20 protein-coding genes are annotated in these 20,412 nt (G+C 51.3%); 14 read left to right on the top strand and 6 right to left on the bottom strand.

Annotation, left to right across the window (positions count from 1 at the left end):
- Positions 1-10: 10 nt before the first annotated feature.
- From fabY to NBA72_RS20245, 6 genes are all read right to left on the bottom strand, one after another.
- The gene (gene fabY, locus NBA72_RS20270; RefSeq protein WP_001518251.1) at positions 11-952 is read right to left on the bottom strand and encodes a fatty acid biosynthesis protein FabY; all 942 of its coding nucleotides are present in this window, start codon (positions 950-952) and stop codon (positions 11-13) included.
- Between the two features lie 44 nt (positions 953-996).
- On the bottom strand, positions 997-1,434 hold the full coding sequence (dtd, locus tag NBA72_RS20265) for a D-aminoacyl-tRNA deacylase (RefSeq protein WP_000560969.1): 438 nt from the start codon (positions 1,432-1,434) through the stop codon (positions 997-999).
- Complete coding sequence (locus NBA72_RS20260; RefSeq protein ID WP_000921423.1) at positions 1,431-2,303, bottom strand: virulence factor BrkB family protein; 873 nt, start codon at positions 2,301-2,303, stop codon at positions 1,431-1,433. The genes dtd and NBA72_RS20260 overlap by 4 nt, the downstream gene beginning before the upstream one ends.
- Positions 2,297-2,896 (bottom strand): glucose-1-phosphatase, encoded by a 600-nt coding sequence (gene yihX / locus NBA72_RS20255; protein WP_000965695.1) that lies wholly within the window; start codon positions 2,894-2,896, stop codon positions 2,297-2,299. The genes NBA72_RS20260 and yihX overlap by 7 nt, the downstream gene beginning before the upstream one ends.
- Positions 2,897-3,086: 190 nt before the next feature.
- On the bottom strand, positions 3,087-3,890 hold the full coding sequence (locus NBA72_RS20250) for a DeoR/GlpR family DNA-binding transcription regulator (RefSeq protein ID WP_000059693.1): 804 nt from the start codon (positions 3,888-3,890) through the stop codon (positions 3,087-3,089).
- 33 nt (positions 3,891-3,923) lie between these two features.
- Complete coding sequence (locus NBA72_RS20245) at positions 3,924-4,820, bottom strand: sugar kinase (protein WP_001520529.1); 897 nt, start codon at positions 4,818-4,820, stop codon at positions 3,924-3,926.
- A gap of 164 nt (positions 4,821-4,984) precedes the next feature.
- Between NBA72_RS20245 and yihU the strand changes: the two genes are divergently transcribed.
- From yihU to NBA72_RS20175, 14 genes are all read left to right on the top strand, one after another.
- Positions 4,985-5,881 (top strand): sulfolactaldehyde 3-reductase, encoded by an 897-nt coding sequence (gene yihU, locus NBA72_RS20240; RefSeq protein WP_042948952.1) that lies wholly within the window; start codon positions 4,985-4,987, stop codon positions 5,879-5,881.
- 22 nt (positions 5,882-5,903) lie between these two features.
- Positions 5,904-6,782 carry a sulfofructosephosphate aldolase gene (yihT, locus tag NBA72_RS20235; protein WP_023213020.1) on the top strand — a complete coding sequence of 293 codons (879 nt, stop codon included), beginning with the start codon at positions 5,904-5,906 and terminating at the stop codon, positions 6,780-6,782.
- A gap of 15 nt (positions 6,783-6,797) precedes the next feature.
- Complete coding sequence (gene yihS / locus NBA72_RS20230) at positions 6,798-8,039, top strand: sulfoquinovose isomerase (RefSeq protein ID WP_042948951.1); 1,242 nt, start codon at positions 6,798-6,800, stop codon at positions 8,037-8,039.
- Positions 8,040-8,042: 3 nt separating this feature from the next.
- Complete coding sequence (locus NBA72_RS20225; protein ID WP_042948950.1) at positions 8,043-8,900, top strand: aldose-1-epimerase; 858 nt, start codon at positions 8,043-8,045, stop codon at positions 8,898-8,900.
- Between the two features lie 43 nt (positions 8,901-8,943).
- Positions 8,944-10,980, top strand: coding sequence for an alpha-glucosidase (locus NBA72_RS20220; RefSeq protein ID WP_042948949.1), 2,037 nt, complete (start codon positions 8,944-8,946; stop codon positions 10,978-10,980).
- Positions 10,981-11,025: 45 nt separating this feature from the next.
- Positions 11,026-12,408 carry an MFS transporter gene (locus NBA72_RS20215; RefSeq protein WP_000084250.1) on the top strand — a complete coding sequence of 461 codons (1,383 nt, stop codon included), beginning with the start codon at positions 11,026-11,028 and terminating at the stop codon, positions 12,406-12,408.
- 45 nt (positions 12,409-12,453) lie between these two features.
- Complete coding sequence (locus NBA72_RS20210) at positions 12,454-13,875, top strand: MFS transporter (protein ID WP_042948948.1); 1,422 nt, start codon at positions 12,454-12,456, stop codon at positions 13,873-13,875.
- Positions 13,876-13,942: 67 nt separating this feature from the next.
- A complete protein-coding gene (gene ompL, locus NBA72_RS20205) occupies positions 13,943-14,635 on the top strand; it encodes a porin OmpL (RefSeq protein ID WP_042948947.1) in 693 nt (230 codons plus the stop codon).
- A 156-nt stretch (positions 14,636-14,791) separates the two neighbouring features.
- Positions 14,792-15,640 (top strand): STM4015 family protein, encoded by an 849-nt coding sequence (locus tag NBA72_RS20200; RefSeq protein ID WP_042948946.1) that lies wholly within the window; start codon positions 14,792-14,794, stop codon positions 15,638-15,640.
- Positions 15,641-15,652: 12 nt separating this feature from the next.
- Positions 15,653-16,678 (top strand): STM4014 family protein, encoded by a 1,026-nt coding sequence (locus NBA72_RS20195; RefSeq protein WP_077917558.1) that lies wholly within the window; start codon positions 15,653-15,655, stop codon positions 16,676-16,678.
- Positions 16,671-17,546, top strand: a complete 876-nt coding sequence (locus tag NBA72_RS20190) for an STM4013/SEN3800 family hydrolase (protein ID WP_001728059.1) — start codon at positions 16,671-16,673, stop codon at positions 17,544-17,546. The genes NBA72_RS20195 and NBA72_RS20190 overlap by 8 nt, the downstream gene beginning before the upstream one ends.
- A gap of 1 nt (position 17,547) precedes the next feature.
- The gene (locus NBA72_RS20185) at positions 17,548-18,789 is read left to right on the top strand and encodes an STM4012 family radical SAM protein (RefSeq protein WP_042948944.1); all 1,242 of its coding nucleotides are present in this window, start codon (positions 17,548-17,550) and stop codon (positions 18,787-18,789) included.
- Positions 18,786-19,664, top strand: a complete 879-nt coding sequence (locus NBA72_RS20180) for an STM4011 family radical SAM protein (RefSeq protein ID WP_042948943.1) — start codon at positions 18,786-18,788, stop codon at positions 19,662-19,664. The genes NBA72_RS20185 and NBA72_RS20180 overlap by 4 nt, the downstream gene beginning before the upstream one ends.
- Positions 19,649-20,383, top strand: a complete 735-nt coding sequence (locus tag NBA72_RS20175) for a Cof-type HAD-IIB family hydrolase (protein WP_042948941.1) — start codon at positions 19,649-19,651, stop codon at positions 20,381-20,383. The genes NBA72_RS20180 and NBA72_RS20175 overlap by 16 nt, the downstream gene beginning before the upstream one ends.
- Positions 20,384-20,412 lie beyond the last annotated feature (29 nt).

Below are 20,412 nucleotides of genomic sequence, written 5' to 3'. Positions count from 1 at the left end.
ATATGTCCAGCTACTCCTCCTCATTCCCGCCCTCTTCATACGGGCCGAACGGTTTCGCAGGTAGTACGATATAAATGCCTTCGAAAATTGCTCCGGCGGTCTCGCCGCCCAACAGTTCAACCTGCAACTGGACACGCGCTTTTTTACCCCGCGCCAGCCTGTCCAAATCACCGCTTAGCGACCCCAAATCAGCCACGGCGTTTGGCTTTCCGCTAATGGGTTTACTGTAGCGAATATGGGCGTCAGCAAGAATAATCGTCCCGCCAAGATGGCGTTCACGGAGCATCAGCCAGATAAGTCCCCATCCGGTCAGCGTCGCCAGGGAGAACAGGCTGCCGGCAAACACCGTGTGATGCGGATTTTGATTACCGGTTTCCGGCATCGTGGTGATAAATTTTTGCCCGGTGTACTGCTGAATGCGCACCCCCATCTTTTCACTCAATGGAATGTGCTCATACCAGGCCTGCTGAAGCTGCCCGCACCAGTCGCCGCGATGCAGGATATCATCCAGCGATGCTACCGGTTTAATCATCAGAAAATGGCGGATTGGCGTGGTTGTGGGCGTAGTAATCTCCCCCTGATTGACAAATCCGAGTTTGGCAAAGAACTCAACCGCATCTTCGCGCGCGCTGCAGGTGACGCGCTTAACGCCTTCCTGGCGGGCGACAGACTCCAGGGTCATCGCCATTAATGTCCCCAGCCCTTTATCCTGTACCGAGGGATGTACAGCCATAAAACGGATAGACGCCTCGTTATCTGCATTGATATACAGGCGGCCCACTGCAACTAAATTTCCTTCTTCATCCACCACCATTTGATGGTGCGCCAACGCATCCCAGCCATCCCGTTCCGACCCTTTCGGCTGGTGCAGCGGTTTACGCAGCATCTCCCAGCGAAACTGGTAGTAACGTTCTAATTCTTCTTCTGTTTGCGGAACTCGAAGGTGATACATAGCCGTACTCTCTCTTGTTATCCGCGGCCACGCCGGAAGCTGACTCATACCTGGAGCCAGAATGTCACGGGACCGTCATTAACCAGCTCAACCTGCATATCGGCAGCGAAGCGTCCGGTTTGCGTGTTTATCGCCTGCTGGCGGCAGCGTTCGACAAAATATTCATAAAGCGCCTGCGCGCGATCCGGCGCAGCCCCGCCAGAAAAGCTTGGTCGCATACCGCGCTCGGTATCTGCCGCCAGCGTAAACTGCGACACCACCAGCACGCTGCCGCCAGCCTGTTGTACATTCAGATTCATCTTGCCGTCAGCATCGCTGAAGATACGGTATCCCAGCACGCGCTCGCACAGACGATTCGCTTTTTGTTCGTCATCTTCTTTTTCGACACCCAATAACACCAAAAGTCCTGGGCCGATTTCACCCGTCACCTCGTCCTCCACGGTGACGCTGGCACGGGTTACGCGTTGAATTAATGCAATCATGGTTGGTCAGCTTCTTCTTGTTCTGCGGCTTGTTTGAGTTTTCGGTATTCCCCGAGAGTGACAGTTATTTCTGCGCCAAGCAAGACTATACACCAGGTCCAGTATACCCAGACAAACAGGATAGGGATCACTGCCAGTACGCCATAAATGAGCTGATATGACGGGAACATGGTGATATAAAGCGCGAAACCTTTCTTTCCGGCCTCGAACAGCAACGCTGCGACAAACGCGCCGACAAGGGCGTCACGGTTCGGTACGCGAGTTGTTGGGACAATACTGTAAAGTAACCAGAATGAGATCCACGAGAGCAGCAGCGGAAGGATGCGCAATACATTGTCGATGACCGTATTCAGATCGCTGGCCCAGCGTAAAGAAAGCAGGTAGGAGCTGATCGCCAGGCTGGCGCCAGCGAGAAGCGGGCCGAGCGTGAGGATCATCCAGTACACCGCAAAAGAGTACACTTTTGGCCGTGTGCGTTTGCTGCGCCAGATAGTGTTTAAGGCGCTATCAATGGCGTACATCAACAGCAATGCCGTCACAATCAGTCCACAGGCGCCCACCGCCGTCATTTTGTTGGAGTTAGCGACAAACTGCTCAATATAGCGCTGAATCACGTCTCCGGTGGCTGGCATAAAGTTAGCAAAAATAAAATGGCGTAACTGAATGCTGACATCAGAAAACATCGGAAAAGCAGCGAAAAGGGCAAAAACGACGGCAATAAGCGGTACTAAGGAGAGTAATGAGACATAGGCGAGATTTCCCGCCAGAGTCGTCATATTATCCTCATCGATACGCTGCCATAATAGCTTGAGCCAGGCCCGAACAGGGCGCGTATGGCGTCCAGCTTTTTGGTGAACGGTTTTTAGCATAACAGCTTCGCGAAATAGTCAGGGATGGTGGCTTTATCCTTCACCAGAATGCTGGTGATCCCCAACTGGTTGGCCCCTTCTATATTATCGGCATTGTCGTCGAAAAAGACCGCATCGGCAGCGGAAAAACCTTCTTTCTGCAGGACGTGCTGATAAATACGCGCTTCCGGCTTACGCATTCCCAAGTCCTGCGATAAATAGATATGGTCGGCGGCAGCGCGCACCTCCGGGTATTCCTCCGGCCAGAAGTGGGTATGCAGTCGGTTAGTATTGGATAGCACCACCACGCGATGCCCCTGCTCGCGCAGTTTATGCATGATAGCAATCACTTCGGGCCGTAACCCGACAAATACCGCCTGCCAGCCGTGCGCAAATTGTTCATAACTGAGCGATAACGCCATTTCATGACAGAAAGCTTCAGCAAACGCTTCGTCCGTTATCTCACCGCGTTCATGTTGGTGAAAAGTCTCGCCCATCGTAAATTTTTGCTTCAGCGAAGCCAGCGGTACTCGACTCAGATCGCTCCACACACCTAATACGCGGTTAAAGTCGATGTCGACAATCACATTACCTAAATCAAAGATGTAGAGCATGTCATTCTCCTTGCTAACCGGGGATGAATAACTGTAGCGGGAAAGGAGAAGTTTGACTATGTATCCCTTTATAAATCAATTAACAAAAAGACAATAGAAACGCAGACGATGCCCAATATCGCCTGCATCACAGCGCCGTTTTATTGGCCGGATAAAGCGCTGACGCGACCCTCCGGCGCAAGGGCGCTTGTCACGCTGAAACGGCGTCGTCCAGCGAAGGACTCACCTGAACCACTTCGATTTGCTGGGATTGAAGTAAATTCTGTAATGCCGGACCGGGATACTCGTCCGTAAACAGAGCGGTAATCTGTGACACATTGCCGATCTCAACCGCCGCAGAAGCATGGTATTTCGTATGATCGGCGGCCAGCAGAATATGTCGCGAGTGGGCCATCATGGTTTTCACTACGCTGGCTTCGTTGACATCAAACTCCAGTAACGCGCCATCGCTCTCTATCGCGCCTACGCTGGTGACGAGATAGTCAGCCCGGAACCCCGCCACAAACGCCGCCGCGGATGGCCCGATAATGCCGCTATTATGCGGGCGCAGCGTGCCGCCAGGCACCATCACTTCAAAACGAGGGTTATTATAAAGAATGTGCGCAACGCGCAGGCTATTGGTGATAATGCGCAGATGATTATGGTTGAGCAGCGCGCGCGCCACCTGCTCAACCGTCGTTCCAATCGTGATAAATATCGTGGAGCCATCCGGAATATAGTCAGCCACGGCTTCCGCAATGGCTTTTTTCTCTTGCGTCCAGGAGACCTCTCGCTGCTCAAAGGCGGTATTGACCACACTGGACGCTCTGCCAGCGCCGCCGTGATGACGCGTAATCAGCCCCTGCTCGCTTAATTTACGAATATCGCGGCGAACCGTCTGGGTAGAGACCTCCAACAAACTGGCTAACTCATCGATATTCATATAGCCGCGCTCATCAATAAGCATTAACAGCCGATCGTGTCGCGGATTACCGGTCAGTTCGGTAAGACTCATGAGCATTCCTCTAAAAGCTTCCTACTGCTCATATTATACAAAAAGTGACAAGAAAGATCGGGTTTGCTCACAATCAGGGATACCCGCCCGGCCACCCGGGCGCGTACACTTCAGCGCGGCAACGCCGCTGGCGAATCTGACAGCCTCTTCGATGGCGTATCCGCTTGCCAGGCCAAATGCCAGTGCGCCATGAAAAACATCGCCCGCGCCAGTAGTATCCACCACCTCCACGGTAAAACCCGGTTGGTGGCGTACCGCCGCTTTTTCCAACCAGTTGCAGCCTTCGCTGCCTCGCGTGACATAGACATGTCCATTTGTGAGCATTTGTGCTTTTTTTAGCGCATCAATGGCTTCGCTCATCCCCGTCAGGCGTGCCAGCCCTGGCTCGGAGAAGGCGGCGTGGTCGCTTAACGCCACCAGCTCGCTAATATCCTGTGGCGTAATATCGCCATCAAGAACAGTCATGACGCCAGCCTGACGCGCCAGCGTAAACGCCTGTTTTGCGCCGTCATGCCAGCGCACATCCGCCAACACCACATCCCACTGCGAAAAATCGATGTCGTTAAGCCAGTCGGCGTCAGGTAATAAATCCGGGCTGGGATAATTAACGATAATCCGCTCTCCTTTGGCATCCACCATAATCGCTGACTGCGACGACATGGCCTGCGTGTAGCGGCGGGTATAACGGGTATTTACCCCCAGGGATTCCAGTTCCGCCAGCAGGCTGTTTCCGGTGTCGTCATCGCCCACACGGCCAATAAAGTCCACCTGCGCGCCCAATTTCGCCGCAGCCACGGCAGCGGTCGCCGCAGGCCCGCCGCCCACTTCCGTATAGCGCTTCGCCACATATTTACCCCCTTCTGTCGGTAATCCTTCCACGTAATAGATGCGATCCATCACGGTAATACCTACACAAGCAATACGAACCATGGTCATTCCTCAAGCATTTTCGATGTGCTCATTTTAATTTCACGAAATGTTTAAAAAGTGACGGCTGTCAATTTTTTGACCATAAATTACAAATACGATCACAAACAGACAGAAAAAGGCTCATTAATGACAAAAAATGACACCACCGTGTTCAGGAGAACGATATGGCAGTTATAGCATTTATCGGGTTGGGACAGATGGGCTCCCCTATGGCGAGCAATCTGCTAAAGCAGGGCCATCAACTCAGCGTCTTCGATGTTAATCCCGACGCCGTACAGCGTCTGGTAGACAAAGGCGCGCAACCTGCAAGCAGCCCGGCTCAGGCAACCATCGGCGCTGAATTTGTTATCACCATGCTCCCGAACGGCGATCTGGTTCGTTCCGTTTTGTTTGGCGAGCAAGGCGTTTGTGAAACCCTTTCCCGTGAAGCGCTGGTCATTGATATGTCCACTATTCATCCGTTGCAAACCGATAAGCTGATTGCCGACATGCAGAGCAAAGGGTTCAGCATGATGGATGTGCCGGTAGGCCGGACATCCGACAACGCGATTACCGGCACATTGTTGCTGCTGGCAGGCGGTACGGCGGAGCAAGTAGAGCGTGCTACCCCTGTTCTGATGGCGATGGGTAATGAGCTGGTCAACACCGGCGGCTCGGGAATGGGTATTCGCGTAAAACTGATCAACAACTACATGAGTATTGCGCTAAATGCGCTCTCCGCCGAAGCCGCCGTGCTGTGTGAAGCGCTGGGGCTTTCCTTCGACGTGGCTTTAAAAGTGATGAGCGGCACTGCCGCAGGCAAAGGGCATTTCACCACCACCTGGCCGAATAAAGTGATGAAAGGAGATCTGTCTCCCGCCTTCATGATCGATCTGGCGCACAAAGATCTTGGCATCGCGTTGGATGTCGCCAATCAACTGCACGTACCGATGCCGCTCGGCGCCGCCTCCCGTGAAGTTTATAACCTGGCGCGGGCCGCAGGCCGCGGTCGGGAAGACTGGAGCGCCATCCTGGAACAGGTGCGCATCAGCGCCGGGCTGACCGCCAACGTAAAAAAGTAACGACTGTATAAAGGAAAATTGAATGAACAACTACACCATCAAAGACATTACGCGAGCGTCCGGCGGGTTTGCCATGCTGGCTGTCGATCAGCGCGAGGCGATGCGTTTAATGTTTGCTGCTGCTGGTGCGAAAACACCCGTTGCCGATAGCGTGCTGACGGATTTCAAAGTGAATGCGGCGAAAATTCTTTCCCCGTATGCCTCTGCCGTTCTGCTGGATCAGCAGTTCTGTTATCGCCAGGCCGTAGAACAAAACGCGGTCGCTAAAAGCTGCGCCATGATCGTCGCGGCGGATGATTTCATCCCGGGCAACGGTATTCCCGTTGATAACGTGATCATTGATAAAAAAATTAATGCGCAGGCGGTAAAACGGGATGGCGCGAAAGCCTTAAAACTGTTGGTGCTGTGGCGCAGCGACGAAGACGCGCAGCAGCGTCTGGATATGGTCAAAGAATTCAATGAATTATGCCACTCCAATGGTTTGCTGAGCATTATCGAACCGGTTGTACGTCCGCCGCGCTGCGGCGACAAGTTCGATCGTGAGCAGGCGATTATCGATGCGGCCAAAGAGCTGGGCGACAGCGGCGCCGATCTTTACAAAGTTGAAATGCCACTCTACGGCAAAGGCGCGCGTTCCGATCTTCTTACCGCCTCACAACGCCTGAATGGGCATATCAATATGCCGTGGGTCATCCTCTCTTCCGGTGTGGACGAAAAACTGTTCCCTCGCGCGGTCAGGGTCGCCATGGAAGCTGGCGCATCCGGGTTCCTGGCGGGACGCGCGGTCTGGTCATCAGTGATTGGTTTACCGGATACCGAGCTGATGCTACGTGATGTTTCCGCGCCTAAATTGCAACGTCTGGGCGAGATCGTCGATGAAATGATGGCAAAACGTCGTTAATACGAGGATGAAAGAATGAAATGGTTTAACACGTTGAGCCACAACCGCTGGCTGGAGCAGGAAACCGACCGCATCTTTAATTTCGGTAAAAACGCCGCGGTGCCGACAGGCTTCGGCTGGCTGGGAAATAAAGGGCAAATCAAAGAAGAGATGGGTACCCATCTTTGGATCACGGCGCGTATGCTGCACGTTTATTCCGTGGCGGCGTCGATGGGCCGACCGGGCGCTTATGATCTGGTCGATCATGGCATCAAAGCCATGAACGGCGCGCTGCGCGACAAAAAATACGGCGGCTGGTATGCCTGCGTTAATGATCAGGGCGTGGTAGATGCCTCTAAACAGGGTTATCAACACTTCTTCGCCTTGCTGGGCGCGGCCAGCGCCGTCACGACCGGGCATCCTGAAGCCAGGAAATTGCTGGATTACACCATAGAAGTGATTGAGAAATACTTCTGGAGTGAAGAAGAGCAGATGTGCCTGGAGTCCTGGGACGAAGCCTTTAGCAAAACCGAAGACTACCGTGGCGGCAACGCCAATATGCACGCCGTCGAAGCGTTCCTGATTGTTTATGACGTTACCCATGACAAAAAATGGCTGGATCGCGCGCTGCGTATCGCGTCGGTAATTATTCATGATGTGGCGCGCAACGGTGATTACCGCGTCAATGAACACTTCGATTCACAGTGGAACCCTATCCGCGACTATAACAAAGATAATCCTGCCCACCGTTTCCGCGCCTACGGCGGTACGCCAGGTCACTGGATTGAGTGGGGCCGTCTGATGCTCCATCTCCATGCTGCGCTGGAGGCCCGCTTCGAAACGCCGCCCGCCTGGCTGCTGGAAGACGCGAAAGGTCTGTTCCATGCCACTATCCGCGACGCCTGGGCGCCAGATGGCGCAGACGGTTTTGTCTACTCAGTCGACTGGGACGGTAAACCTATCGTACGTGAACGCGTGCGCTGGCCGATTGTGGAAGCGATGGGTACGGCCTACGCCCTCTACACCCTGACGAGCGATAGCCAGTATGAAGAGTGGTATCAGAAATGGTGGGACTACTGCATTAAGTACCTGATGGACTATGAAAATGGTTCCTGGTGGCAAGAGCTGGACGCCGATAACAAAGTGACCACCAAAGTGTGGGACGGCAAGCAAGATATTTACCATCTGCTGCACTGCCTGGTCATTCCTCGTCTGCCACTGGCGCCAGGCCTGGCTCCAGCGGTCGCGGCGGGTCTCCTGGATATCAACGCGAAATAGGTCATGAGGATGGCAGCCATGCACAGCGGTGGAAAAACTATTCAGCTTAATGCGGGCCATTACCAGGCGAAAATCGTCACGGTTGGCGCAGGTCTGGCGGAACTGACCCATCATGGACGCCATGTGGTCATCCCGCATAAACCGGAAGAAATACCCATGGCGCATCTGGGGAAAGTATTGATTCCCTGGCCCAATCGCGTGACAAATGGCTGCTACTCCTATAACGGCAAGGTTTTCCAGCTTGCCGTTAACGACCCGGTTTCGCAGACCGCCATTCACGGTCTGTTAGCCTGGCGAGACTGGCAGATTAATTATCAGTCGGCGACGGAAGCGTCGCTAACGATTTTTCTGCCGCCCTCTTACGGCTATCCCTTTGCGTTGATCTCGGAAGTGATTTATCGGTTAGATGCCGCCAGTGGGCTGCACGTATCGATTCGTACGCAAAACATTGGCGATGAATCAGCCCCTTATGGCGCGGGCGCACATCCTTATTTGACTTGTAATCTGCAAAGCATCGATAGCTGTGTATTAACACTGCCTGAAAGCGAAGAATTGCCCGCAGGAAGAGATTTTTCCGCATCATGCCTGCTCGGCGAAACGCGCCTTGATCATGCGGTTAAGACCGCGACTGCCCCGGCTGAGTGGGAGGTCAGACTTACCAGCCCAACGCAGAACATGTCTACATTTTTACGCAGCAATCAACCCTGGCTACAGATCTATACCGGCGAAAAACTCAGCCGAAAAGGTCTCGCGGTAGAGCCTATGAGCTGCCCGCCCGATGCATTTAATTCCGGGATCGCACTGATTCATCTTGCCCCAAAAGCGATCCATCAATTGCATTTTTCCATCGGCTGCGACTAGCCCAAATGGATTACCGAATTACCCTACATTCACGGAGATTACAATGAATTCTCTACCACAACGGTCAACCGATTTTGAACTGACAACATCACAGGATGGTTTTGCACTTAGCTGGCAGCAGCGCCTGATTTTACGCCACAGCGCCGAAAACCCCTGTCTGTGGATTGGCGCGGGCGTTGCCGACATTGATATGTTCCGCGGCAACTTCAGCATCAAAGACAAACTTAACGAGAAGATTGCATTAACGGAGGCCACCGTCAGCGAGCTACCTGACGGCTGGCTGGTACAATTCAGCCGTGGCGCAACAATTAGCGCCACCCTTCGCATCTCCACCGATGAGGCGGGACGCCTGCAGCTGGATCTGCAAAACGACGACCTGCACCATAACCGTATCTGGTTACGCCTCGCGGCTAATCCAGACGACCATATCTACGGCTGCGGCGAACAGTTCTCTTATTTCGATTTGCGCGGCAAGCCGTTCCCGCTGTGGACCAGCGAACAGGGCGTTGGCCGTAATAAAACCAGCTATGTCACCTGGCAGGCAGACTGTAAAGAGAACGCCGGCGGCGACTATTACTGGACCTTCTTCCCGCAACCGACCTTTGTCAGCACGCAGAAGTATTACTGCCACGTCGATAATAGCTGCTATATGAATTTCGACTTCAGCGCGCCGGAGTATCACGAACTGGCGCTGTGGGAAGATAAAACTACGCTGCGTTTTGAGTGTGCCGACACCTACATCGCCCTGCTGGAAAAACTGACTGCGCTGTTAGGCCGCCAGCCGGAGCTGCCGGACTGGGTTTATGACGGCGTCACGCTAGGCATTCAGGGCGGTACGGAAGTTTGCCAGCAAAAACTGGATACCATGCGCAACGCAGGCGTAAAAGTGAACGGTATTTGGGCGCAGGACTGGTCCGGTATCCGCATGACCTCCTTTGGCAAGCGCGTGATGTGGAACTGGAAGTGGAATAGCGACAACTATCCACAGCTGGATAGCCGTATCAAACAGTGGAAAGAAGAAGGCGTCCAGTTCCTCTCTTATATCAACCCATACGTCGCCAGTGATAAAGACCTCTGCGCTGAGGCGGCGAAACACGGCTATCTGGCGAAAGACGCCACGGGCGGCGACTATCTGGTCGAGTTTGGCGAATTCTATGGCGGCGTGGTCGATCTGACCAATCCTGAAGCTTACGACTGGTTCAAAGACGTCATCAAAAAGAACATGATCGCGCTCGGCTGCAGCGGCTGGATGGCGGATTTCGGCGAATATCTGCCGACCGACACGTATCTGCACAACGGCGTCAGCGCCGAGATCATGCATAACGCCTGGCCTGCGCTGTGGGCGAAATGTAACTACGAAGCGCTACAGGAGACCGGCAAGCTCGGCGAGATCCTGTTCTTTATGCGTGCGGGTTACACCGGCAGTCAGAAATATTCCACCATGATGTGGGCAGGCGACCAGAACGTTGACTGGAGCCTTGATGATGGTCTGGCCTCTGTAGTGCCTGCGGCATTGTCGCTGGCGATGACCGGCCATGGTCTGCATCACAGCGATATCGGCGGCTACACCACCCTGTTTGACATGAAACGCAGCAAAGAGTTGCTGCTGCGCTGGTGCGATTTCAGCGCCTTTACGCCGATGATGCGCACCCATGAAGGCAACCGCCCCGGCGATAACTGGCAGTTCGACGGCGACGCGGAAACTATTGCCCACTTTGCCCGCATGACCACCGTCTTTACCACGCTGAAACCGTATCTCAAGCAGGCGGTGGCGCAAAACGCGGCTACCGGTCTGCCGGTCATGCGTCCGCTATTCCTGCACTACGAGAACGATGCCACAACCTACACCCTGAAATATCAATATCTGCTCGGTCAGGATCTGCTGGTCGCGCCGGTTCACGAGCAGGGGCGTTGCGACTGGACGCTGTACCTGCCGGAAGATCACTGGGTGAATATCTGGACCGGCGAAGCTCACCACGGCGGTGAAATTACCGTGGATGCGCCGATTGGCAAGCCGCCGGTCTTCTATCGCGCGAAGAGCGAGTGGGTTTCACTTTTTGCTTCTTTACGGAATATCTAATACGGCTCGCCCGCAGGGAAACCTGCGGGCAGATGGAGAAGAATAATGAGTCAAACATCATCGAATCCGGCAACCCTACGCTTGCCGTTTAAAGAAAAACTTGCCTATGGACTGGGGGATTTAGGTTCCAATATCCTGTTAGATATCGGGACCCTCTATTTACTCAAATTTTATACCGATGTGCTGGGTTTACCAGGGACTTACGGCGGGATCATTTTCCTGATCGCCAAATTTTTTACCGCATTTACCGATATGGGTACCGGCATTATGCTCGACTCGCGGCGTAAAATTGGTCCGAAGGGCAAATTCCGCCCGTTCGTGCTTTACGCGGCATTTCCGGTAACGCTACTGGCGATTGCTAACTTTGTCGGCACACCGTTTGAGGTGACGGGAAAAACCGTCGTCGCAACGATGCTGTTTATGCTGTACGGGCTGGTTTTCAGCATGATGAACTGCTCGTATGGCGCGATGGTGCCCGCGATTACCAAGAACCCGGATGAACGCGCCTCGCTTGCCGCCTGGCGTCAGGGCGGCGCCACTCTCGGCCTGCTGCTGTGTACCGTTGGCTTTGTGCCGGTCATGAACCTGATCGAAGGCAATGCCCAACTCAGCTATATTTTCGCCGCCACGCTATTTTCATTGTTTGGCCTGCTATTTATGTGGCTGTGCTACGCCGGCGTTAAAGAGCGCTACGTCGAAGTGAAACCTGTCGATAACGCGCAAAAGCCCGGATTATTGCAGTCGTTCCGCGCCATCGCCGGTAACCGTCCGCTGTTTATTCTGTGTATCGCCAACCTTTGTACTCTCGGCGCCTTCAACGTCAAACTGGCGATTCAGGTTTATTACACACAGTACGTTCTTAACGACCCGATCCTCCTCTCCTGGATGGGCTTCTTTAGCATGGGCTGTATTTTTATCGGCGTCTTTTTGATGCCCGGCGCAGTCAGGCGTTTTGGCAAGAAGAAAGTCTATATCGGCGGGCTGTTAATATGGGTGGCGGGCGATCTGCTCAACTACTTCTTTGGCGGCGGCTCGGTCAGTTTTGTCGCCTTCTCCTGCCTGGCGTTCTTCGGTTCCGCCTTCGTCAACAGCCTGAACTGGGCGCTGGTTTCCGACACGGTGGAGTACGGTGAATGGCGCACCGGCGTCCGCTCGGAAGGGACGGTTTACACCGGCTTCACGTTCTTCCGTAAGGTCTCCCAGGCGCTGGCAGGGTTCTTCCCCGGCTGGATGCTGACGCAAATCGGTTATATCCCGAATGTGGTGCAATCGGCAGGCACCGTCGAAGGCCTACGCCAGTTGATCTTTATTTATCCTTGCGTGCTGGCGGTCATCACCATTATTGCGATGGGCTGTTTCTACAACCTCAACGAGAAGATGTACGTGCGAATTGTGGAAGAGATTGAGGCCCGGAAACATACGGTTTAACAACAATAAAATATAACGCCCTGCGGGGCGTTTTGAGAGGCGATTATGTCTAATCATGATCCGCTAACGCTAAAGTTGAGCCTGCGGGAAAAATGCGCCTATGGCGTGGGCGATTTCGGCTCAAATCTGATGCTATGTATCGGTACGCTGTATCTACTGAAGTTTTATACCGATGAACTCGGGATGCCTGCATATTACGGTGGAATTATCTTTCTGGTGGCGAAATTCTTCACCGCTTTTACCGATATGCTCACCGGCGTATTGCTGGACTCACGCCGTAATATTGGCGCAAAAGGAAAGTTTCGGCCTTTTATTCTGTATGCGTCATTTCCGGTGGCTCTGGTTGCTACTGCGCAATTCTTTGCCACTCACTTTACTTTACCCGTTAAAACAGCCTTCGCGACGGTGCTGTTTATGTTGTTCGGTCTGTTCTACAGCCTGATGAACTGCTCATACGGCGCGATGGTACCCGCTATTACCAAAAATCCGCATGAGCGGGCCCAGCTCGCCGCATGGCGACAAGGCGGCGCTACCATTGGCCTTCTTCTTTGTACCGTAGGTTTTATGCCCATTCAGGCGCTGTTTACCCGTTCCCCTTCGCTGGGTTATCTGATTGCAGCAGTCATTTTTTCGGTCTGCGGGCTGTTCAGCATGTGGTGGTGCTTTAGCGGGGTGAAAGAACGGTATATCGAAACCGTACCTGACACGCATAAACCCAGCGTATTGAAGTCCTTCTGCGCGATTTTTCGTAATCCGCCGCTGCTGGTGCTCTGCGTTGCCAATTTGTGCACGCTGGCCGCCTTTAATATCAAGCTGGCCATTCAGGTTTATTACACTCAATACGTGCTGAACGATATTCATTTGTTGTCATGGATGGGTTTTTTCAGCATGGGCTGTATCCTGATTGGTGTTTTATTAGTACCTGCTGCGGTAAAACGCTTCGGGAAAAAACAGGTTTATCTTGGTGGTCTGATATTGTGGGCCGTTGGCGATATCCTGAATTTTATCTGGGGTGGAACGTCATTCCTGTTTGTTATTTTCTCTTGTATCGCCTTCTTCGGTACCGCTTTCGTCAACAGCCTGAACTGGGCACTGGTTCCGGATACGGTTGACTACGGTGAATGGAAAACGGGTATTCGCGCTGAAGGCTCGGTGTATACGGGTTACACCTTTTCCCGCAAAATTTCCGCTGCGCTTGCTGGCTTTTTGCCAGGTATTATGCTGACGCAAATCGGTTATATCCCCAACATAGCTCAAAGTGACACCACGCTGCTTGGTTTGCGTCAGCTCATTTTTTTATGGCCTTGCGGTCTTGCCATTATCGCAGCACTAACGATGGGCTTTTTTTATAAGCTCAATGAACAACGTTTCGCTTTTATTATCGAGGAAATTGCCCAACGAAAGAAAACAGGTAATCAAATTGTCGCGACTAATAATAAACAAAGTATTTCTACTGTAAATAATTAAACGACGCTTGCCGCTTTATCCATCCCGATGGATGGCGGCTTCCCTATATTTGAAAAATGGATTTATTATGAAATCTCTGAATACTCTAGTGATATTAACTTCAGTAATATCCACCTCTGTTTTTGCTGGCGCTTATGTAGAAAACCGTGAGGCCTATAACCTGGCGTCTGACCAAATGGAGTTTATGCTGCGCGTCGGCTATAACTCCGATATGGGTGCCGGAATTATGTTGACCAATACCTATACGCTACAGCGTGATGATGAATTAAAGCACGGTTATAATGAGATTGAGGGCTGGTATCCGTTATTTAAACCTACAGATAAATTAACCATCCAGCCTGGCGGGTTAATAAACGACAAAAGCATTGGTTCCGGCGGCGCCGTCTATCTGGATGTTAACTATAAATTTACCCCGTGGTTTAATCTTACGGTACGTAACCGATATAATCACAATAATTATAGTTCAACCGATTTGAATGGCAAACTGGATAATAATGACAGCTATGAACTCGGTAACTATTGGAATTTTATCATTACCGATAAATTTTCTTATACCTTTGAACCCCACTATTTTTATAACGTTAATGATTTTAATAGTAGTAATGGTACGAAGCATCATTGGGAAATCACTAATACCTTCCGGTATCGTATCAATGAACACTGGCTGCCCTATTTTGAATTACGCTGGTTAGATCGTAACGTGGGCCCCTACCATAGAGAGCAAAACCAGATTCGTATCGGGGCGAAGTATTTCTTCTGATATTATCGCCTCTATTTTCCGAATCTGCATCACAGCGGGTAGTTGTTCTGCCCGCTCATTCATCCTGAATCAGACTCCCGATATCCCGCCCCTAAGCGCCATGATAATATTCGCAAAGCGTTTTACCATATTCATGCTTATAGAGAAGGGAAACAAATGAATAAGCGATTTAATATTGATTGGGACAATGAATTAACCCAGGAACAGCTCATTAATTTAATTTTAACCGATGAAGATCTGCCAAAGCTTCGCTCACTGACCATTGGTAACTGGGGTGATTGTTGGGAAGACGAAACCTGCCAGCCTATTATTGATATGATTGTGGAGAACGCCTCCCGCTTTGCTCACCTGGAATCACTGTTTATCGGTGATATGGAGAGCGAAGACTGCGAGATCTCCTGGATTAAACAAGGTGACTATTCCAGGCTCTATGCGGCGTTACCCAATCTGAAAGAACTGATTATTAAAGGCGCGTCGGATCTGCGACTGGGCGCTATACATCATGAGAAACTGGAGCACCTGGAAATCATTTCCGGTGGCATCCCTTCTAACGTGCTTGCCGAACTACAAAATGCGCAGCTCCCTGCATTAAAAACGCTGAAGCTCTTCCTGGGCGTAGAGGAATACGGTTTTGACGGTTCGCTGGATGACGTGATGGCGCTGGCATCGAAAGATCTTTTCCCTCAGCTCACCCATCTGGGGTTGATGAACAGCGAAGAGCAGGATGATATCGCCCGCCGGGTGCTGGAAAGTAATATCCTGCCGCAGCTTGAAGTGCTGGAACTCTCATGCGGTACCTTAACGGACAACGGCGCAGAGGCGCTGCTGGAGCATAAAGACCGAATTGCGCATCTGGAAACACTCGATCTCCACCACCACTATTTGACGCCGGAGATGCAGGAAAAGCTAAAAGCGGCGCTGCCGATACCGCTGAATCTTTCAGAAGCTCTGGAGCCTGATGATTACGATGGCGATATTTATATGAATGCGATGTACACCGAGTGATTGTGTTGGGGAATGTGCACATTCCCCTACTCAACGATAAAGGGATTTATTGTGATTACGCTCATTGGCCCCCATCAGAGCAAGCGCACGCATTATTTTATGCAGGCTGCCGCCGTACTTGGGGAACCCGTCACGGCGCTGACTCATCCGCACGCGCTGGACGCTTCTCTGACCTCTGGCATCGTTAAAATCGACCCGCCAGTACACAGTGAAACAGACATCCGCAAAATAAACGCGATCGGTCTGGACTATATCCATTTTTTGCAGAACATGGCGGCGCGTCCTGGCGTCACCTGGCTTAACCATCCGGCGGGCCTCATTCACCTGTTGGATAAAAAACGCTGCAAGCGGCGCTTACTGGAACACGGCATCCCCACGCCGCCGTTGGTAGCGGAAGACGTAAAAAGTTTTACACAGCTCACCGCCATCATGGAGGAAAAAAGGGTCGCCAGCGTGTTCATTAAGCCCTCGCTGGGTTCTGGCGCGGCGGGCGTTATCGCTTTGCGCCGCCACCCCGATGGCATAAAGCAGGTGCTTTACAGCGCGATTGCCATATCAGGACAACAGCTATTTAACAGCAAAAAAATCCAACAGTATCGTCAGAAAGAAGATATCCAGCTCATTATTGATGGCGTTCTTCAGCAGGAAAACCTCGTCGAACAGTGGCTGCCCAAAGCCAGCGTAAAGCATAAAACCTATGATTTACGCATCGTCTGCCTGGATGGCGAAATTATCTGGCGAGTGGTCAGAACCTCCTCGCAGCCCATTACTAACTTACATCTGCAAAACCAGGCTTACTGCTTCGAAAGTCTGGAGTTATCTGCCGCAAAAGTGACTGAGATCGATACGCTCTGTCAAAATGCCATGCGGCTTTTCCCTGGCATTCGCTTAGCGGGTATTGATGTTTTACTTACCACCAGCCTGACGCCTTATATTATTGAAATTAATGGCCAGGGTGATTTGATTTATCAGGATGCGCAGCAGAATAATCTAATTTATCAGGCGCAAATCCGGGCCATGAGGAAGCAAAATGTATAATTCAATGGATGAAGTCCCCGTCTCGCTACACGCGTCGATTGACACAGGCGATGGCGAATTCGATATGAATACGCTAATTAGTAATAACGCTCATATTCTTTTTATTGTGCTGGACTCGTTACGCTACGATATTGCGCTTCAGGAACAAACCGCCGGAAATACGCCCAACCTTAATCATTATGGACAATGGACGAAATGCGAGGCGGCCGGTAATTTTACCTGGCCTTCGCATCACGCCATGTTTTCAGGTTTTATGCCAAAACCTATTGATGATACCGTTAATCAGACCATGCTGTTTTTCCCAAAAGATATCGGACTTGGTCGTAAAGGGCCGAAAAATGCATTTGCCTTTGATGACGCAACATGGATAAAAAGTCTGGAAAATAAAGGCTACCAGACCATCTGTATTGGCGGCGTCTCTTTCTTTAATAACCGCTCCGGCATGGGAAAAGTGTTCCCGTCGATGTTTAAAGAGAGTTACTGGCATCCACGCTTTGCCTGTACGGTTAAAGAAAGTATGGATAACCAGATCCATTATATCCAGAAAATCATGGCCGAACGTGCTGGCAGCCAACCGGTCATGATGTATATCAATATCGACACGATTCATTACCCTAACCATTTTTACGTGGAGGGCGCGGCCCCTGGCGATACCGTTGAGACCCATGCCGCCGCGCTACGCTATATCGACGCCCGCATCGACGGATTACTGAACATTTTCCGCCAAACCGGCGGCGAAACGTTCGTTATTATCTGTTCCGATCACGGTACCTGCTATGGCGAAGACGGGAAATATTTCCATAGTTTTAATCATCCGATCGTTAATACCGTTCCCTATATGCATTTCTTGCTGAGCTGTAATCATTAATATGAATAACAATGATATTTATCGTCAGTATATGTACAGTTATCCGCATAAGACGGCTTATCGGGAGCTGGAGAACGTCAGCTTTAGCGAAGTAAAACCGCGGATTTACGAGCACGACACACATCTGTATGTTCATATGCCGTTTTGTCAAAGTCGCTGCGGGTTCTGTAATTTATTTACCTGCACTGGCGCAGAGAATACGTTCATTGATAGCTATATCGACGCGATTATTACCCAGGGCCAACAAATGGCGCTGGCGCCCGTCCACTGGGCAAGCTTTACCGTAGGCGGCGGCACACCTCTGCTATTAAACATTGCGCAATTAGAGAAGTTATTTTTTTCCGTCTTTGATGTGCTCAATGTTGACTGGAATATTTATAAAACAATTGAAACTTCCCCTACGGATACCACGGCAGAAAAAGTAGCGCTATTAAACGCCTTTTCCGTTAATCGCGTCAGTATTGGCGTACAAAGTTTTCATGATAGCGAGTTACATACGCTGCACCGCCGCCACAATGCCGCCAGCGCGCACCAGGCGCTGGAATGGCTAAAGGCAGGTCATTTTCCATCACTCAATATTGATATTATTTACGGCATTCCCGGCCAGACTCACGCAAGCCTGACGGAATCGTTACATCAGGCGCTCGTTTATCAACCGGAAGAGCTGTTCCTTTATCCGCTTTATAATATGCCTCGCCAGGAAAATATGCATAGCTACTACGTTTTAGCCCGCGATCTTTTACGCAACGCGGGCTATACCCAAACGTCCATGCGCCGTTTCGTCCTTAATCCAGTGCCATCCGCCGCGGCGGAAAGCTGCGGATTTGAAAACTCACTGGCGCTCGGCGCGGGCGGCAGAAGTTATCTTGGCAATCTGCATTACTGTTCACCGTGGTCGTCGAACCTGCAAACATCACGAAAAATCATTCAGGCGTTTATCGACAGCCCGGATAAAACCGTCATTAATCACGGTTATCTGCTCCCCCCTGATGAAATGAAACGCCGCTTTATCATTAAAAATCTATTTTTCTGGCAGGGACTTTCTCTTAGCGACTATCAGCAATATTTTGCCAGCGATGCGCTAAGGGATTTCCCCGACCTGGAACTCTTTATACGGCAGGGCTACTGTTATCAGAATGGCAGTCGCCTCCGGCTAACGGAGACCGGTATGGCATTATCCGATTGCCTTGCTCCTGTGTTCGTTTCGCCTGAGGTGATGCTACGGGAGAATCGGCAGAGATGAGCATCCCCGCCCTGCGCGATATTCACACGCTGTTTTATCGCGGCTATCTTAAATCGTGTAATTATCATTGCGGCTATTGCCCGTTCCATAAACACGCCCGTAACGATAAAAAACGCGACGAAGCCGCGCTATGGCGCATGGTTGACCATTTGCCTCTTTTAGGTACGCCGTTGAATGTGATGATTACGCCTTATGGCGAGGCGCTACGCTTGCGTTATTACATGGCGGCGCTGGCAGAAATTAGCCGCTATCCTCATGTTCAGGCGTTAGGCATACAAACTAACGCCTCTTTTTCGTTAATGTCATTGCTGGAGGCATTTCGTGCCGGCGGCGGAGATATCTCAAAGCTTCGGTTATGGTGTTCTTTTCATCCCTCACAAATTACCGCTGAGCGCTTTCTCCAGCAGTGTTTAGCGCTCTCTGCCGCCGGAATAACCTGGTGCGCGGGGGCTGTCGCCAGTATGAAAGATATCGACCAGTTTCGTTGGCTACGCCAGCGGTTGCCTGACCAGAATTATTTTTGGTTTAACGCCAACGAGTGTGCCAATACCCGGCATACCGTTGAGGAAACCATCGCCTTCGGCGAACTCGATCCGCTGTATGTGGTTGAAACGCAGCAGTGGCCAGCGCAGCTGGATATCTGTACCGCAGGAAGAAAAAGTATTTTTATGAATGCAGAAGGCGATCTTTTTGCTTGTCATATCAGCAAAATTAAAATGGGTAATTTATATCAGCAACGGCTTAATTCTCCCGCCTGCCAGGCAAAACAATGCCACTGTTTTCTCGCTTATCAGCACCGTCTCGATATTCCATTGCTGAATCACCTGGATGCCTCACGCTGTTTTAGGATCGGGCGCTCATGCGATATCGTTTAATCGCTTTTGATCTTGATGGAACGCTGCTAAACCGTAATAAACAAATTCTGCCAGAGTCGCTAACCGCTATCCGTCAGATGCAGGACATGGGCTGCCGAATAATGCTTGTCACCGGTCGCTCTCATCGTGAAGCCTATGCGTATTATCAAACGCTGGCGCTCACCGAACCGATGATCTGTTGTAACGGAAGTTATATTTATCAACCGGCTCAACAGCAGATCCTTGATCCGCTGCCGCTGACGCACTTACAAACGGAAAAAATACTGGCGCGGGTATATCCGCTTAAACCGACAATTCGTGCTGATGATAAAATAATCTTTCAGGCTGATGAGCTAAGCAGTAGGGAGAATATTTGGCAAATCAGCGTCGTTCATCGGCACATAAAACAACTACAAAATATTGCTGAGTTTATACAGCATGAATTACAGCTAAGCTGTACCTGGTCCTGGCATCATCAACTGGATATTCTCCAGAAGGGATGTAGCAAAGGACAAAGCCTCGCCAGATATGCACAGCAACAGCATATCGCAATGCGCGAAGTGATGGCGTTTGGCGATAATGATAACGATGCGGAAATGCTACGTTTAGCCGGATTGGGCGTCGCGATGGGGAATGCCAGCGCTCGGGCAAAGGTGTATGCGGATAGCGTCATTGGTCGGCATAATACGCCAGCGATTGCTGATTTTTTGGCAACCTTATCTCTTTATCAATGTGAATAAAAAAACCCCGCCGAGTTTTCATTTCGACA

Origin of the sequence: Salmonella sp. NW1250 (assembly GCF_051812965.1) — a bacterium.
GTDB classification, from domain to species: domain Bacteria; phylum Pseudomonadota; class Gammaproteobacteria; order Enterobacterales; family Enterobacteriaceae; genus Salmonella; species Salmonella enterica.
Note: the sequence above shows the minus strand (reverse complement) of the source record. Positions and strands in the feature narration are given on the sequence as shown.

Excerpts from the sequence above, each read along its gene's own strand:
- fabY (WP_001518251.1), bottom strand. The coding sequence starts at position 952 with ATGTATCACCTTCGAGTTCCGCAAACAGAAGAAGAATTAGAACGTTAC.
- dtd (WP_000560969.1), bottom strand. The coding sequence starts at position 1,434 with ATGATTGCATTAATTCAACGCGTAACCCGTGCCAGCGTCACCGTGGAG.
- NBA72_RS20260 (WP_000921423.1), bottom strand. The coding sequence starts at position 2,303 with ATGCTAAAAACCGTTCACCAAAAAGCTGGACGCCATACGCGCCCTGTT.
- yihX (WP_000965695.1), bottom strand. The coding sequence starts at position 2,896 with ATGCTCTACATCTTTGATTTAGGTAATGTGATTGTCGACATCGACTTT.
- NBA72_RS20250 (WP_000059693.1), bottom strand. The coding sequence starts at position 3,890 with ATGAGTCTTACCGAACTGACCGGTAATCCGCGACACGATCGGCTGTTA.
- NBA72_RS20245 (WP_001520529.1), bottom strand. The coding sequence starts at position 4,820 with ATGGTTCGTATTGCTTGTGTAGGTATTACCGTGATGGATCGCATCTAT.
- yihU (WP_042948952.1), top strand. The coding sequence starts at position 4,985 with ATGGCAGTTATAGCATTTATCGGGTTGGGACAGATGGGCTCCCCTATG.
- yihT (WP_023213020.1), top strand. The coding sequence starts at position 5,904 with ATGAACAACTACACCATCAAAGACATTACGCGAGCGTCCGGCGGGTTT.
- yihS (WP_042948951.1), top strand. The coding sequence starts at position 6,798 with ATGAAATGGTTTAACACGTTGAGCCACAACCGCTGGCTGGAGCAGGAA.
- NBA72_RS20225 (WP_042948950.1), top strand. The coding sequence starts at position 8,043 with ATGAGGATGGCAGCCATGCACAGCGGTGGAAAAACTATTCAGCTTAAT.
- NBA72_RS20220 (WP_042948949.1), top strand. The coding sequence starts at position 8,944 with ATGAATTCTCTACCACAACGGTCAACCGATTTTGAACTGACAACATCA.
- NBA72_RS20215 (WP_000084250.1), top strand. The coding sequence starts at position 11,026 with ATGAGTCAAACATCATCGAATCCGGCAACCCTACGCTTGCCGTTTAAA.
- NBA72_RS20210 (WP_042948948.1), top strand. The coding sequence starts at position 12,454 with ATGTCTAATCATGATCCGCTAACGCTAAAGTTGAGCCTGCGGGAAAAA.
- ompL (WP_042948947.1), top strand. The coding sequence starts at position 13,943 with ATGAAATCTCTGAATACTCTAGTGATATTAACTTCAGTAATATCCACC.
- NBA72_RS20200 (WP_042948946.1), top strand. The coding sequence starts at position 14,792 with ATGAATAAGCGATTTAATATTGATTGGGACAATGAATTAACCCAGGAA.
- NBA72_RS20195 (WP_077917558.1), top strand. The coding sequence starts at position 15,653 with ATGTGCACATTCCCCTACTCAACGATAAAGGGATTTATTGTGATTACG.
- NBA72_RS20190 (WP_001728059.1), top strand. The coding sequence starts at position 16,671 with ATGTATAATTCAATGGATGAAGTCCCCGTCTCGCTACACGCGTCGATT.
- NBA72_RS20185 (WP_042948944.1), top strand. The coding sequence starts at position 17,548 with ATGAATAACAATGATATTTATCGTCAGTATATGTACAGTTATCCGCAT.
- NBA72_RS20180 (WP_042948943.1), top strand. The coding sequence starts at position 18,786 with ATGAGCATCCCCGCCCTGCGCGATATTCACACGCTGTTTTATCGCGGC.
- NBA72_RS20175 (WP_042948941.1), top strand. The coding sequence starts at position 19,649 with ATGCGATATCGTTTAATCGCTTTTGATCTTGATGGAACGCTGCTAAAC.